We start from the raw sequence: 13,737 nt of genomic DNA, 5'->3' as shown, positions 1-13,737 counted from the left end.
TGGTCCGTGATCAGGTCGGCTGGCGATCCACTGCGCCTTGAGGAGCCAAAGGAAAAAGACAGTTGCTCCCACCAGGTCTCTTCCTACCTGCCCACTCGATGCTGTTGTGGGAGCCGCTTCAGCGGCGACGGCGGTCAGACCTCTTCGGTGCGGGTGACCTTGGCGCGGCGCATCAGCCATGCCACGCCGCGAAGATCGGCAAGGCCGACCCAGAGGCGGTCGAGCATGCCGTATTTCGAGGTGCCCGCCGTGCGCGGACGGTGGCCCACCGGCACGCTCTGGCTGGCGAAACCCGCGCGCTTGACCAGGGCCGGGAGGTATCGATGCATGTGGTCGAAGTAAGGCAGGCGCAGGAAGGTCTCGCGCTCGAACAGCTTGAGGCCACAACCGGTGTCGGGCGTGTCGTCCTGGAGCATGCGCGAACGCACTGCGTTGGCGACCTTCGACGAGATGCGCTTGTTGAAGCTGTCGCGCCGCGTGACGCGCCAGCCGGCGAACAATTTCAGTTCCGGCGTGGCGCCCTCGCGGGCGGCCAGCAACTTGGGGATATCGGCCGGATCGTTCTGGCCATCGCCATCGAGCGTGGCTATCCACGGCGCACGGGCGGCACGCACGCCATTCCACACGGCCGTGCTCTGTCCACTGCGGGTGAGATGGCGGACGATCCGCAGTTCCGGATACTGCGCACGGGCGGCGGTGAGCACGGCCACGCTGTCGTCGGTGCTGTCGTCGTCGACGTAGATGATCTCGAAGTCGATCCGTCCACGCAGGGCCGAGGCGATTTCGGCGAGGAGGGGCGGGATGTTGTCGCGCTCGTTGAAGACGGGCACGACCACGGCGAGATCGGTCATCGCGGTTCCTGGGACAGGAGATTCGGGGCGGCATTATCGCCCAACCCGCGCCGGATGGGGCCGCCGCAGCGGGAATCGTTCAGATCCGGCCGACGGTCTGGCCTGTCGGACCCTCGATCGCGGCTCGCCAGCCACGTTCCACCGCATCCCGCGTCTTCCGGCTCGCACCCTGTGCCATGACGACGAGCGTGCCGCCACTGAGCGCCACCTGACGGCCGTCCCAGCCGTCGCGATGGAACTCGGTGGTCTTGTCGACCATCTTGCCCGGCATGTACAGCGCGACCACCGGCTCGTCGTTCATGCGGGTGACGACATGCACCGCCGGGTAGGGGCCGACCGTGCAGTCGTGCACGTAGGTGACGCCGACCGGAGCGGGGCCCTTGAGCCGGGTGGCTCGACCGACGAAACCGGCCTCGACCTGGGCGTCGGTCATCGGCTCGGTCAGGCTCATGGCATCCATTTCCTCCGGCATGTGCGCCACGGCGAGGGCCGGCAGCGAGTTGAGGTCGGCATGGCGCCAGAGCATCCCGACGCCGGCGAAGGCGATCAGGACCGACGCGGCCATCGCCATCCAGGCACGCCGCCGCCCCACCTGGCGGTGCCGTTCACCGGTGGCCTGGGCCAGCAGGATGCGATCGGCGAGGCCTTCGGGCACCGGCACGGCAAGGGCGGCCTCGAGATCGTCCTCGAAGCGCTGGGCGCGCTGCCAGAACGCCGCGCATCCGTCCTTGCAGCTGTCGCGGTGGGCGAGGATCTCGGGATCGCGCGAGCGGGGCTCGGCGCCGATCCGGCGGCGGAATTCGAGGCAATTCATTTCCGGCCCCCCTCGGCCACGGCGCGTCCGCCGAGCAGGTCCTTCAGGCGCTGGCGGGCCCGGAACAGCTGGGTCATCACCGCGCCGGGCTGCTGGCCCGTGCTCTGGGCGATCTCCTCGCAGGTCATGCCGCCGAGCACCTGCATGGCGAGCGGATCGCGGTATTTTTCCGGCAGTTTCAACATGGCCTCGCGCACCTGCGCGGCGTCGCCGCTGCGTTCGGGGCTGGCGAAGGCGGCGTCTTCGGGCACGTTGTCATCCAGTTCCACGGTGTCCAGGCGCTTGCGTTCGTAGAGGCGCGCGTGCTCGCGGCGCAGGATGGTGATCAGCCAGGGCTTCGCCAATTCGGCGTCGCGGAGGCTGTCGAGGTTTTTCCACGCACGCAGGAAGGTCTCCTGGACGAGGTCCTGGGCGACCGTCTCGGAACGCGACAGCCAGAAGGCGTACCGGTAGAGGTCCGCCGACAGGGCGCGCACCATGGCTTCGTACTGGCGCTGCTTCGGATTCACACCCTCATGGACCGGCGCCATGCGCATTTCCTTACAGGTCGCGCTCAGCGGACCTTGGTGAGGATGCCATCCAGCTCGTCGAGGCTGTGGTAGTGGATGACCAGCTTGCCCTTGCCGCCGCGGCCATGGGCGAGTTCGACACGGGTGGCGAAGCGTTCGGCCAGTTCGCGTTCGAGATTGGCGATGTTCGGATCGATGGCCGCCGACTTGGCCTTGCCCTTCGGCGCCAGCTGGGCCTTGCGTGCGGCTTCCTCCAGCTCGCGCACCGTCCAGCCGTTGCGCGCCGCTTCCAGCGCCAGGGGCTCGGCGATGGTCGCCGGCAAGGTGAGCAGCGCGCGGGCATGGCCCATCTCCAGCTTGCTTTCGTCGAGCAGCTGCTTGATGGAGGCGGGCAGTTCGATCAGGCGGAGCAGGTTGGAGACCGCCGCGCGCGAGCGGCCGACGGCATCGGCGGCCTGTTGGTGGGTGAGGTCGAATTCATCGATCAGGCGCTGCAAGGCCTGGGCTTCCTCGAGCGGCGTGAGCTCCTGGCGTTGGATGTTCTCGATCAGCGCCATGGCCAGCACCGACTGCTCGGGCACGTCCTTCACCAGGGCGGGAATCTCGCTCATCGAGGCACGCTGGGCCGCGCGCCAGCGGCGTTCGCCGGCGATCAGCTCGTAGCTGTTCTTGCCGATCGCGCGGACCACCACGGGCTGGATGAGTCCCTGGGCCTTGATCGAGGCGGCCAGTTCGTCGAGCGCCTCGTCGTTCCAGTGACGTCGCGGCTGGTACTTGCCCGCCTGGATCTGATGGATCGGCAACAAGCGCAGTTCGCCTTCCTGCTCGACGATCGAGGGGGCGGCGTCGGGACCCGCGCCGCCGCCGAGGAGGGCGTCGAGGCCACGGCCGAGTCCACGTTTCTTCGCTGCTGCCATGGGTGCTCCTTAAGGGGTCGTCGGGGTCGCGCCGCCGGCATCGGGCGCGACTTCGTCGAGATCGTTCGCGAGCTCACCGGCATCCTGCGCGTTCATCGCGCGCTCGCGGCGGATGATCTCGCCGGCGAGGCCGATATAGGCGATGGCGCCACGCGAACCGCGGTCGTACAGGTGGATCGGCTGGCCGTGGCTGGGCGCCTCGGCCAGGCGCACGTTGCGCGGGATGATCGAGCGAAGCACCTTTTCGCCGAAGTGCTGGGTGAGCTGCGCCGATACCTCGTTGCCGAGGTTGTTGCGTACGTCGTACATGGTGCGCAGGAGGCCTTCGACCTCCAGCTTCGGATTCAGGCGCTGGCGCACGGCGGCGATCGTGTCGAGCAGGCTCGACAGTCCTTCCAGGGCGAAGTACTCGCACTGCACCGGAATCAGCACGCCGTCGGCCGCGGTCAGCGCATTCAGGGTGAGCAGGTGCAGCGAGGGCGGGCAGTCGATCAGGATGGTGTGGTACCCGTCCGATATCTTCGCCAGCTGCTCTTTCAGGCGATGCTCGCGCGCCAGGCCGTCCATCAGCTTGAGTTCGGCGGCGGTGAGGTCGCCATTGCCCGGCAGCAGGTCGAATCCGGCCTCGGTGCGTACCAGCACGTCGCCGATGTCGGCTTCGTCCAACAGCACTTCACAGCCGTTCGGCTTGGCCTCGTGCTTGTCCACGCCCGAGGCCATCGTGGCGTTGCCCTGCGGATCGAGATCGACGAGCAGCACCTTGCGCTTCGCGGCGGCCAGGGCCGCGGCGAGGTTGACGGAGGTGGTGGTCTTGCCGACACCGCCCTTCTGGTTGGCGACTGCGAGGATGCGGGCCATGGAGTACCGGTAGCTACCGTGCGCGGAAAGGGCGTTAGCGTAGCATCTTCAATGGAGCGGTCAGGCCCGGCGGATCACCACCAGGTGCCGCTCCCCGTCGACGCCCGGCACGCCCAAGGCGTGAATCGCTTCCACGCGGAACCCCTCCGGCACGCCATCCAGTTCCTCCGCCGGATGCTTGCCCTTCATCGCGAGCCAGACGCCGCCGGGCGCCAGCAAGTGGCCGCCCCAGCCGAGCATGTCGGCCAGGGAGGCGAAGGCCCGGGCCGTGACGCACTCGAACGTGCCCTCGACGTCCTCGACACGACTCTGCAAAGCCTTGGCGTTGACCAGCTTCAGCGAGCGGATCGCCTCGCGCAGGAAGCGGACCTTCTTCCCGTTGGAGTCGACCATGAGCACCTCTCGCGCCGGTTCCGCGATGGCCAGCGGGATGCCGGGCAGGCCGGGGCCGGTACCGAGATCGGCCAGGGTGCGGCCGTGGACATAAGGAAGGATCGCCAGCGAATCGAGCAGGTGGCGGGAGACCATCTCGTTGGCGTCGCGCACGGCCGTCAGGTTATAGGCCGAGTTCCAGCGCTCCAGCAGCTCCCGGTAATCGAGCAGGCGGTCGACCGCCCCATCGGGCAGGGTCGCACCCAGGGCGGCGATGCCGCGTTCGAGTTGGGCTTGCAGGGCTTCGCGCGCGGTCATGCGGCACCAGGGTGAGGCGAGGGCGCAAGAGTATGGAAGCGCCGGCGCGAAGGCGCCAGCGCGGAGGATCAGGCGGCGTCGAGTTCGACGCGGGTCACCAGCATGCCGCGCGCACGGAGCGAACCATTCACGGCGTGCTTGAGTTGGGTGCCGACGGCGCGGCGGTCGGCCGGGCGGCCCGTGTCGGTGTCGCGCAGGGCGGCGACGACATTGCTGCGGATCAGTTCGGGCGCCTCGTCGATGACTTCGTCGGCGACTTCCGGTTCGAGCACCTGCCAATAGACCGTGCCGCCTTCGAAGCGAAGCACCTGGCCGCCGAGGTCGATCTTGTGGAAGACGCGATCGAGCACGGGAAGCACGACGTGGGTACCGGCGGTGAGCAGCGCGGGCGAGCGGCCGAAGCGGCGCACGCTGTAGACCTGGCCTTCCGGAATGCGACGAACCGATGCCGCCGCGAGAGCGAAGGCAATGAGGGTCGTGGCAATGAGGGCGGTGGTCAACATGGCTGCTACATCAATCGGTTATCGGCTTTTCCTGTCGCATCGCGCAGCGAGACGCTGCATCGCGATGATCGTTGGGGTGTTAATCCTAATTTAACAGAGGGGGTTAACGCTAGTTTTACCAACGCCCCCTATTCAGTTAACGGACGGGTTGGTCAAAACTTGAGCAACCCAAGGCCAACTGGCGCAAGTTTGACCGGCTAGTGGCAAATGATAATAATTATCAATCAGTCCTTGTCGCCGGTCCTGCCCATGAATCTCCTCGGCTGCGTGGCAGCTTTCATCGCCATGGCCCTCGCCTATCTGGCCTCGCGGAACCAACGGTTGTTGCGGCGGCCACTCGGGCGCCCTGCCCGTCTCGGTGCCGGCGCGCTCGCCATCGCGGCGCTGGCCGCCTGGATCGTGGGGGAGACGTCCCTTCCGGGCATTTTCTCGGCGCTGACCGCCCTGATGCTGGGCGGCGTCGCCCTGCCCTACATCACCTGGCTGTTCCGCCCGGCCACCGAACGGAAGCCACGTTGATGCTCGCCAAGACCTTCGCCGGCATCGTGCTCGGCCTCCCGTTGTCCATGGCCCTGGTCGCGGTGGCGATCTGGCTCTGGCCACATTCGAGCGAATCGGTGGTCATCCCGATGATGGTGATCTTCTTCCCGCTGTGGATCGGGATCATGGCCGCCACCTTCCTCTTCCGCACAGGCGTCCGAGCCTGGGCATGGCTGGCCGTGGCCAACCTTGCCGCGTTCGCCACGCTGTTCCTCGCCAAGCACACGATGCCGGGGCTCTGACCGATGAAAGCCTCCACGCTGCGCACCTTCACCACCGTCCATACGTGGACCGGCCTGCTGGCCGGCTTCGCCCTGTTCATCGCGTTCTACGCCGGTGCGCTGACCATGTTCCATGAAGAGATCGACGCCTGGGCGGTGCCGCGCACCGAGATGGCCCGTGCGGACACCATGGACCGCGCGCACGCCATGCTGGCCGACATCGTGGCGAAGCATCCGGCCGCCCGCGAGCAGATCGGCGTGACCTACCCGGCCGACCATCCCTCGCACGAGGTGGCCGCGTACTGGATGGAAAAGAACGGCGAGTGGAAGACCCAGTCGCTGGGCGAAACGGCAGCACGCGATTCGGAAGACCACGAGCACGGCCTCGCCGATTTCGTCTACGAACTGCATTACGACCTCGGCATTCCCGTCGTCGGCATTTATCTCATGGGCGTCGTCAGCGTGATCTACGGACTGGCGTTGCTGACCGGACTGTTGATCCACCTGCCGAACCTCGTGCGCGAACTGTTCGCGCTGCGTCCCGGGCACAACCTCAAGCGCCTGTGGCAGGACGCGCATAACGTGATCGGCATCCTCAGCCTGCCCTTCCACATCATCTTCGCGATTACCGGCGCATTGCTGTGCCTCACCCTCGTGATGCTGGTCGCGTTCAACACGGCCATCTTCGACGGCAAGCTGATGCCTGCCTTCGAACGCATGACCAGCGCCTTGCCGGCCACGCAGGACAAGGGCGGCACGGCGGTGATGCTTTCACCCGCCGAACTTGGCGCGCGTGCACGACAGGCCGCACTCGCAGCGGGTGCCGCCAACTTCGAACCGGATTACATGCGTTACGTGCACTACGGCCGGCAGGGCGCCGCGGCGGAAGTGCGCGGCACTTCGACGAAGACGCTCGGTGAATACGGCATGGTCTCGCTCGATGCCGCGAGCGGGAAGGTTCTCGGCATGCAACTGAGCGGTGCGCGCGATGCGAACCACGCCACGTACTCGGCGATCTTCGGCCTGCACTTCGGCAGCTTCGGCGGGTTGCCGCTCCGCTGGCTGTACTTCGTGCTCGGCCTTGCCGGTGCCTTCCTGTTCTACTCCGGCAACCTGCTCTACATCGAATCACGACGCAAACGGCGCCAGGCCGACCAACCGTTGAAGGTGCGCGCGATGGCGACCGCCACCGTCGGCGTCTGCATCGGCGCGTGCTTCGCGATCTCGACCACCTTCCTGGCGAACCTCCTGGGTCCGCTGTGGGGTGCTTCCCCGACGGCCATCGTCCAGCCCGTGTGCTTCACGGCCTTCGCCGCCGCGATCCTCTGGACCTTCTGGCGCCTGCCCGCCAGGGCGGCGGTGGAGTTGCTCTGGGCCACCGCCTTCATCAGCGTGGCCGTCGGCGTGCTCGACGCGACGATCCATGGGGAGCGCCTGCTACGCACGCTCGGCGAAGGCCGCTTCGCGGTGCTGGGGGTCGATGTGGTCGCGATCGCGATGGGTGTGGGGTTTGCGTGGCTGGGCTTCGCCACGCGCCGTCGTGCCATTGAAGGGGACCCGTGCAGCGTGTGGTCGTCGCGGCGCCCGGGCAGCGAACGAGCCGCCCGCGAGTTGCAGGAAGCGTGAGCGAATTCGGCAAATCCATGTAACGCGCGTTACGTGGTTCCTGACGCGACAGCTATTTACTTCCGTGAAGAGTTTGTCTGCATTTGCTGTTGCGACGCCACAATTTCTTGCGTACCACTCAAACCGCTGACGGCACACGTATTTTTAACGGGTGCCGCTAAGTGGTATCGCGTGTTCGCGTAGATCCTACTGCGATGCAGCAAACGGTTGATTTCGCACGCTTTACAAGGCCGTGTGAAAACGTTTACGTTCCGCGCCGTCAGGCCCCGGGAGGGCTGGTCAAGGGCGATAACCACGTGAGTGTGACGATCAAAGACGTCGCGAGAATGGCCAACGTATCGGTGGCTTCCGTCTCGCGTGCCCTCAATGGCCACGGCGGCGTGACGGCGGAAACCCAGAAGCGCATCCGCGAAGTCGCGGCCCGCCTTCGCTACGTGCCGCATAACGCGGCGCGCAGCCTCATCACCCGCCGCACGCAGACCATCGGCGCCCTGCTGCCCGACCTGCATGGCGCCTTCTTCTCCGAGCTGATCCGCGGCATCGACCTCGCCGCCCGTGCGCGTGGTTTGTACATGCTCGTTTCCAGCTCGCATGGCGATGCCACGGAAGCGGCGATCGCCCTGCGCGCGATGCAGGGCCGCGTCGACGGCCTGTTGGTGATGTCACCCCACGCCGACGAGGCCTTCCTCGACGAGAACCTGCCGATCGTGCTGCCGACCGTGCTGATCAACAGCCACGTGCGCTCCGATCGCCATGCCTCGCTCGACGTCGACGATTTCGGCGGCGCCCGCGCCATGACCGAGCACCTGCTGGGCCTCGGTCGCAAGCGCATCGTGTTCATCGCGGGTCCGCAGGTGAACCACGACGTGCAGGAGCGTGCCCGCGGCTACCGCGAGGCCTTGGCGAAGGCCGGTCTCGGTGAGCGTGCCGTGATCCTGCCGGGCGACTTCACCGAAGAGTCCGGCTATCACGCGGGCAAGCAGGCGCTGGCGATGGTGCCGCGCCCCGATGCGATCTTCGCCGCCAACGACATGATGGCGATCGGCTGCCTCTCCGCGCTTTCCGAAGCGAAGGTGCGCACGCCCGACGACATCGCCGTGGTCGGCTACGACGACATTCCCATGGCGCGCTACGTGACGCCACCGCTTACCACCGTCCGCATACGCATCGCCGAGTTGGGCGAGGCGGCGCTGGAACGCCTCGTCAAGATGATCGAGGCACCCGAGGACGCCGCGCCCGAACCGCGCGTCGTCGTCGGCACTGAATTGGTCGTGCGCGCCTCGTGTGGCGGCGGCGACACGGTACGACGACGGGCCTGACGCCCCGTCGGAACGCACGGCTTGCCGGGCCGTGGATGGGACTCCCCAGGACGGCGTCATTCTCAGGACTTCGCTCGACGCGAGACACGGGGGCATAACGCTCCGAGAGTGGTTCAACCACCGCGATACGACAGCCATGTCGACTCCGTGGATCACACACATAGAAAACATTTGGGAGAGGGGAACAATGAAAGCCTCGATGCAGTTGAAGAAGAAGATCCTCGCCGGCGTGATCACCGCGACCGTCGCCGCCGCCATGGTGTCGCCGCCCGTATTCGCGCAATCCGCCAATGCGACCCTCCGCGGCAAGGCTTCGCCTGGCGCGAACGTCACCGCGTTCAATCCGCAGACGGGCCTGACCCGCCACGCCAAGGCCGGCGCGGATGGCATGTACATCATCAACGGCCTGCCGCCGGCGACGTACAAGGTCGACGCGGGTCCGGGTACCGAGCAGACGGTGACGGTGACCGTCGCTTCGACCGCGACGCTGAACCTCGCCGCCGCGGCTCCCGCCGCCGGCGACGTCACCGCCAACGCGGCGAACGCCGCATCGCTGGAAGGCGTGACGGTGAGCGCGACGACGCTGACCGAGGTGAGGACGCCCGAAGTCGCCAAGACGATCTCGCTGCGCCAGATCCAGACCATTCCGCAGGTCTCGCGCAACTTCCTCGAATTCGCCGACACCGTGCCGGGCATGGTGTTCAGCGTCGACGCGCAGGGTCATACCTCGCTGCGCGGCGGTGCGCAGAACAACAGCTCCGTCAACGTCTTCATCGACGGCGTGGGCCAGAAGAGCTACGTGAAGGAAGGCGGCGTCGCCGGCCAGGTCAACAGCCAGGGCAACCCGTTCCCGCAGCTGGCCATCGGTGAATACAAGGTCATCACCAGCAACTACAAGGCCGAGTACGACCAGGTCTCGTCGGCCGCGATCACGGCGGAGACCAAGTCGGGCACGAACGAGTTCCACGGTGAAGTGTTCGATACCTATACCTCGGACAAGTACCGCAGCCGCACGCCGGCCGAGGAAGACGGCGACAAGGCGCGCTCGTTCGAGAAGGAATACGGTTTCGCGCTCGGCGGTCCGATCATCAAGGACAAGATGCACTTCTTCGTGACCTTCGAGCAGAAGAAGTTCGATACGCCGATCACCGTGACGCCGGGTTCCGATGTGCCCGCGTCCGCCGTCGGCCTGCTTCCGGCGGCCGCGCAGGCGGCGCTGGGCCCGGCCAACCTGCCGTTCGACGAAAAGCTGTACTTCGGCAAGATCGACTGGGAACTGACCGACCGCGACCGCATCGAGATCAGCACCCAGGTCCGCCGCGAGACCCAGGCCGACAACATCGGCGCGGGCCAGTCGCGCGAGCAGTCCATCACCACCGAGAACCACGACACCCGCGGCACCTTCCGCTGGCAGCACAGTGGTGACTGGTTCTTCAACGAGTTCAAGGCCTCGTACGAGAACTCGTCGAACGACCCCCTGCCGCTGAACTACGGCAACGGTTACAACTACACCTGGCGCCCGAACAACGACGCGGCCATCATCGGCATCGGCTCGGCATCGGCATTGGCCACCCAGATCAAGGGCCAGGAAGGTCCGATGATCTCGGACGACTTCACCTTCAACGACCTCACCTGGCACGGCGACCACGTCGTCAAGGTCGGTTACAAGTACAAGGAAGTCACGCTGCACGCGCAGGATGCGCAGAACACCAACCCGCAGTTCTTCTATAACGTCGATCAGAACGGCACCAACGAGCTGCCTTACCGGGCGCAGTTCTCCAACCCGGTGGCGGGCCTGAATTCGATCGCCGAGACCAACAGCAAGCAGTACGGCGCGTACATCCAGGACGACTGGTCGATCAACGACCACCTCATCCTCAACCTCGGCGTACGCTGGGATAAGGAAAAGACCCCGTCCTACCTCGACTACGTCACGCCGCAGAACGTGATCGACGGCTTCAACTCGCTCGATCCGAACGCCCAGGGCCAGTTCCCGGGCCAGACCTATGCGCAGACGCTGGCCAAGGGCGGCATCAACTACCAGGACTACATCGGCAACGGGCATAACCGCCACGCGCAGAACCAGTGGGCGCCGCGCCTGGGCTTCTCCTACGACCTGTTCGCCGACGAAGCGCACGTCATCCACGGCGGCGCGGGCCGCTCGTACGATCGCAACCTCTACGATTACCTGCAGCTGGAACAGACCAAGTCGGCCCTGCCGTACCAGGAGATCTTCTTCAACATTCCCGGTCGCAGCTGCAACGTCGGTCCGAACACGAACTGCGTGAACTGGGACCCGTCCTACCTCAATGGCCTCGAGAACCTGCAGGCGCTGGTCGCCGGCTCGAACAAGGGCCAGGAGGTCGACATGATGAACAACGACCTGAAGGCTCCGTATTCGGATCAGTTCAGCATCGGCATGTCGAACAAGATCGGCGACTGGAACACGGATGCGACGATCACGCGCGTGCTTTCGTACGACGGCTTCGCCTTCACGCTCGGCAACCGCTATCCGGACGGCTCGTTCTTCCAAAACGGTGGCCAGCCCTGGAACAACGGCGTACCGGGCTTCGGTTCGATGATCATCGGTAACAACGGCATCCGCACCCGTACGACCCAGGTGCTGCTGTCGGCCGACAAGCCGTATACCCGCGAGTCGGGCTGGAGCGCGAACTTCGCATACACCTATACGCGCGCCAAGCAGAACCGCGATATCAAGGAACACTACTCGTTCGACGAGGCGACCATCCAGGATTACCCGTTCGTCACCTCGAACGCGGCATCGAAGCATCGTTTCGTGGCGACCGGCTCGCTGGATGGTCCGTGGGGCTTCACCTTCTCGGCGAAGCTGACCCTTGCGACGCCGCTGCCCTGGAACGGTACGTACGGTTATGGCTCGCCGTACATCTTCCCGACAGGCGAGGCCAATCGCCCCGGCGCATTCACGCCGCCGGGTTCGAAGTTCCTCGTCGGCGGCAAGATCTGGGGTTATCGCGACATCGACTTCCAGGCCACGAAGGACTTCGTACTCAACGAGAACGACCAGACGAAGTTCTACATCCGCTTCGACATCCTGAACGTCTTCAACTGGAAGAACCTGGTCGACTACAACACGAACTTCGGCGCCAACGGCATTCCGGCGACGGGTACGCCGGTCGTGTTCAACAAGAAGGGCAACATCCAGTTCGTGCCGCGTACCGCCCGCTTCACGGCTGGCTTCAAGTTCTAAGCGCTCCAGCGGCGCATCCGGCACGCATGGCCGGGTGCGCCGTACTTGGCGCCCGCGCGTCTCCCCGCGGGCGCATTTCTTAGCCTCTGCACCAGCGGTCCAGCGATGAACAACGGCATCACCCATATCGTCGTCGTCGGTGGAGGCACCGCCGGCTGGATGGCGGCATCCGCGCTGGCTCGTGTGCTCGGCCGAAAGGTGACCGTCCGGCTTGTCGAATCCGACGAGATCGGAATCGTCGGTGTCGGCGAAGCCACCGTTCCGCACATCAAGCTCTTCAACAACCTGCTGGGACTGAACGAAGCCGACTTCGTCGCCCGTACGCAGGGTACGTTCAAGCTCGGCATCCAGTTCCGCGACTGGGGCAGGCTGGGCGACTCCTATATCCACGGTTTCGGCGTGATGGGCCACGACATCGGCCTGACGCCATTCCATCAGTTCTGGCTCAAGGGCCGGCAGGCGGGCCACGCCGCCGACCTGGGCGACTATTCCGTCAATACCGTCGCCGCTATCCGCGGCAAGTTCATGCCCGCGCCGGTCGACGTACCCGCGAGCAATCCCCTCGGTGGCATCGCCTACGCGTATCACTTCGACGCGTCGCTCTATGCCCGTTACCTGCGCGAATACGCCGAAGTGCGTGGAGTCCGGCGCAGCGAGGGCAAGATCCAGAACGTCGAGCTGCATCCGGAATCGGGCCATGTCGCCGCGGTGCTGCTCGCCAGCGGCGAGCGCATCGAGGGCGACCTCTTCATCGACTGCTCGGGATTTCGTGGGCTGCTCATCGAAGGCGCCCTGGCATCCGGTTACGAGGACTGGAGCCACTGGCTTCCGTGCGACCGCGCACTGGCCGTACCGTGCGCGCGCGTGGAAGCGCCGACACCGTATACGCGTTCCACCGCGCGCGAAGCGGGCTGGCAATGGCGCATCCCGCTGCAACATCGCACAGGCAACGGCTATGTATATTCCAGTCGCCATATCGGCGATGACGAGGCCGCCGCGAAGCTCCTGGCGAACCTCGACGGCGACCCCCTCGCGGACCCGCGCCCGCTGCGCTTCGTCACCGGCATCCGCAAGAAAGCCTGGAACAGGAATGTCGTTTCGCTAGGACTCGCCAGCGGATTCATGGAACCGCTGGAATCGACCAGCATCCATATGATCCAGGCCGGCATTTCGAAGCTGTTGCAGCTCTTCCCGTCCGATGGCGTGATGGACCCTGTGCTGGTCGACCGCTACAACGCGCAGACCCGCTTCGAGGCGGAGCGCATCCGCGATTTCCTGATCCTGCATTACAAGGCCACCGTCCGCGACGACTCACCGTTCTGGAACGATTGCAGGAACATGTCGATTCCGGCTTCGTTGCAGGAGAACATCGACCTGTTCCGCCACAGTGGCCGCTTCTTCCGCACCGCCGAGGAAATGTTCGCCGTGGTCAGCTGGATCCAGGTGATGATCGGCCAGGGCATCATGCCGAAGGGTTACGATCCGTTGGTCGATCAGATGCCCGATGAGGATATTCCCAGGTTTCTGGCCAGCATCCGCGACGTCGTCTCGAAGAACGTCGACCTGATGCCCACCCACCAACAGTTCATCGACCGCGAATGCCGCGCACCGCAGGTGGTGTGATGGCCTCCGCGATTGCCAGGGGACGAGCCGGTACGTA

The 13,737-nt window shown here is 65.6% G+C and carries 13 protein-coding genes; 6 read left to right on the top strand and 7 right to left on the bottom strand.

Annotated elements, in window-relative coordinates:
• Positions 1-134: 134 nt before the first annotated feature.
• From AB6730_RS15105 to AB6730_RS15075, 7 genes are all read right to left on the bottom strand, one after another.
• Positions 135-851 carry a glycosyltransferase gene (locus AB6730_RS15105; RefSeq protein WP_371024429.1) on the bottom strand — a complete coding sequence of 239 codons (717 nt, stop codon included), beginning with the start codon at positions 849-851 and terminating at the stop codon, positions 135-137.
• 79 nt (positions 852-930) lie between these two features.
• Entirely contained in the window at positions 931-1,665 is a 735-nt protein-coding gene (locus AB6730_RS15100) for a DUF3379 family protein (RefSeq protein ID WP_371024428.1), read from the bottom strand.
• Positions 1,662-2,195 carry a sigma-70 family RNA polymerase sigma factor gene (locus AB6730_RS15095; RefSeq protein WP_371024427.1) on the bottom strand — a complete coding sequence of 178 codons (534 nt, stop codon included), beginning with the start codon at positions 2,193-2,195 and terminating at the stop codon, positions 1,662-1,664. The genes AB6730_RS15100 and AB6730_RS15095 overlap by 4 nt, the downstream gene beginning before the upstream one ends.
• A 23-nt stretch (positions 2,196-2,218) precedes the next feature.
• Complete coding sequence (locus AB6730_RS15090; RefSeq protein WP_371024426.1) at positions 2,219-3,091, bottom strand: ParB/RepB/Spo0J family partition protein; 873 nt, start codon at positions 3,089-3,091, stop codon at positions 2,219-2,221.
• A gap of 9 nt (positions 3,092-3,100) precedes the next feature.
• Entirely contained in the window at positions 3,101-3,949 is an 849-nt protein-coding gene (locus AB6730_RS15085) for a ParA family protein (RefSeq protein WP_371024425.1), read from the bottom strand.
• Between the two features lie 60 nt (positions 3,950-4,009).
• A complete protein-coding gene (gene rsmG / locus AB6730_RS15080; RefSeq protein WP_371024424.1) occupies positions 4,010-4,639 on the bottom strand; it encodes a 16S rRNA (guanine(527)-N(7))-methyltransferase RsmG in 630 nt (209 codons plus the stop codon).
• Positions 4,640-4,707: 68 nt separating this feature from the next.
• Positions 4,708-5,142 (bottom strand): hypothetical protein, encoded by a 435-nt coding sequence (locus AB6730_RS15075; RefSeq protein ID WP_371024423.1) that lies wholly within the window; start codon positions 5,140-5,142, stop codon positions 4,708-4,710.
• A 249-nt stretch (positions 5,143-5,391) separates the two neighbouring features.
• Between AB6730_RS15075 and AB6730_RS15070 the strand changes: the two genes are divergently transcribed.
• The 6 genes from AB6730_RS15070 (at position 5,392) to AB6730_RS15045 (ending at position 13,700) form a co-directional block, all read left to right on the top strand.
• Positions 5,392-5,661: a hypothetical protein gene (locus AB6730_RS15070; RefSeq protein ID WP_371024422.1), complete on the top strand. Its 270-nt coding sequence runs from the start codon at positions 5,392-5,394 to the stop codon at positions 5,659-5,661.
• On the top strand, positions 5,661-5,924 hold the full coding sequence (locus AB6730_RS15065; RefSeq protein ID WP_371024421.1) for a hypothetical protein: 264 nt from the start codon (positions 5,661-5,663) through the stop codon (positions 5,922-5,924). The genes AB6730_RS15070 and AB6730_RS15065 overlap by 1 nt, the downstream gene beginning before the upstream one ends.
• Positions 5,925-5,927: 3 nt before the next feature.
• Positions 5,928-7,529: a PepSY-associated TM helix domain-containing protein gene (locus tag AB6730_RS15060; RefSeq protein ID WP_371024420.1), complete on the top strand. Its 1,602-nt coding sequence runs from the start codon at positions 5,928-5,930 to the stop codon at positions 7,527-7,529.
• A gap of 326 nt (positions 7,530-7,855) precedes the next feature.
• Positions 7,856-8,848: a LacI family DNA-binding transcriptional regulator gene (locus AB6730_RS15055; protein WP_371024419.1), complete on the top strand. Its 993-nt coding sequence runs from the start codon at positions 7,856-7,858 to the stop codon at positions 8,846-8,848.
• Positions 8,849-9,035: 187 nt separating this feature from the next.
• On the top strand, positions 9,036-12,077 hold the full coding sequence (locus AB6730_RS15050) for a TonB-dependent receptor domain-containing protein (protein WP_371024418.1): 3,042 nt from the start codon (positions 9,036-9,038) through the stop codon (positions 12,075-12,077).
• A gap of 105 nt (positions 12,078-12,182) precedes the next feature.
• Complete coding sequence (locus AB6730_RS15045) at positions 12,183-13,700, top strand: tryptophan halogenase family protein (protein WP_371024417.1); 1,518 nt, start codon at positions 12,183-12,185, stop codon at positions 13,698-13,700.
• Positions 13,701-13,737 lie beyond the last annotated feature (37 nt).

The sequence above is a fragment of the Luteibacter sp. RCC_6_2 genome (genome assembly GCF_041360655.1).
Taxonomy (GTDB): domain Bacteria; phylum Pseudomonadota; class Gammaproteobacteria; order Xanthomonadales; family Rhodanobacteraceae; genus Luteibacter.
This window is presented reverse-complemented; position numbering and strand designations above follow the sequence as displayed.

What these genes read in the sequence shown, in the direction of transcription:
- AB6730_RS15105 (WP_371024429.1), bottom strand. Translation starts at nt 851, where the DNA reads ATGACCGATCTCGCCGTGGTCGTGCCCGTCTTCAACGAGCGCGACAAC.
- AB6730_RS15100 (WP_371024428.1), bottom strand. Translation starts at nt 1,665, where the DNA reads ATGAATTGCCTCGAATTCCGCCGCCGGATCGGCGCCGAGCCCCGCTCG.
- AB6730_RS15095 (WP_371024427.1), bottom strand. Translation starts at nt 2,195, where the DNA reads ATGGCGCCGGTCCATGAGGGTGTGAATCCGAAGCAGCGCCAGTACGAA.
- AB6730_RS15090 (WP_371024426.1), bottom strand. Translation starts at nt 3,091, where the DNA reads ATGGCAGCAGCGAAGAAACGTGGACTCGGCCGTGGCCTCGACGCCCTC.
- AB6730_RS15085 (WP_371024425.1), bottom strand. Translation starts at nt 3,949, where the DNA reads ATGGCCCGCATCCTCGCAGTCGCCAACCAGAAGGGCGGTGTCGGCAAG.
- rsmG (WP_371024424.1), bottom strand. Translation starts at nt 4,639, where the DNA reads ATGACCGCGCGCGAAGCCCTGCAAGCCCAACTCGAACGCGGCATCGCC.
- AB6730_RS15075 (WP_371024423.1), bottom strand. Translation starts at nt 5,142, where the DNA reads ATGTTGACCACCGCCCTCATTGCCACGACCCTCATTGCCTTCGCTCTC.
- AB6730_RS15070 (WP_371024422.1), top strand. Translation starts at nt 5,392, where the DNA reads ATGAATCTCCTCGGCTGCGTGGCAGCTTTCATCGCCATGGCCCTCGCC.
- AB6730_RS15065 (WP_371024421.1), top strand. Translation starts at nt 5,661, where the DNA reads ATGCTCGCCAAGACCTTCGCCGGCATCGTGCTCGGCCTCCCGTTGTCC.
- AB6730_RS15060 (WP_371024420.1), top strand. Translation starts at nt 5,928, where the DNA reads ATGAAAGCCTCCACGCTGCGCACCTTCACCACCGTCCATACGTGGACC.
- AB6730_RS15055 (WP_371024419.1), top strand. Translation starts at nt 7,856, where the DNA reads ATGGCCAACGTATCGGTGGCTTCCGTCTCGCGTGCCCTCAATGGCCAC.
- AB6730_RS15050 (WP_371024418.1), top strand. Translation starts at nt 9,036, where the DNA reads ATGAAAGCCTCGATGCAGTTGAAGAAGAAGATCCTCGCCGGCGTGATC.
- AB6730_RS15045 (WP_371024417.1), top strand. Translation starts at nt 12,183, where the DNA reads ATGAACAACGGCATCACCCATATCGTCGTCGTCGGTGGAGGCACCGCC.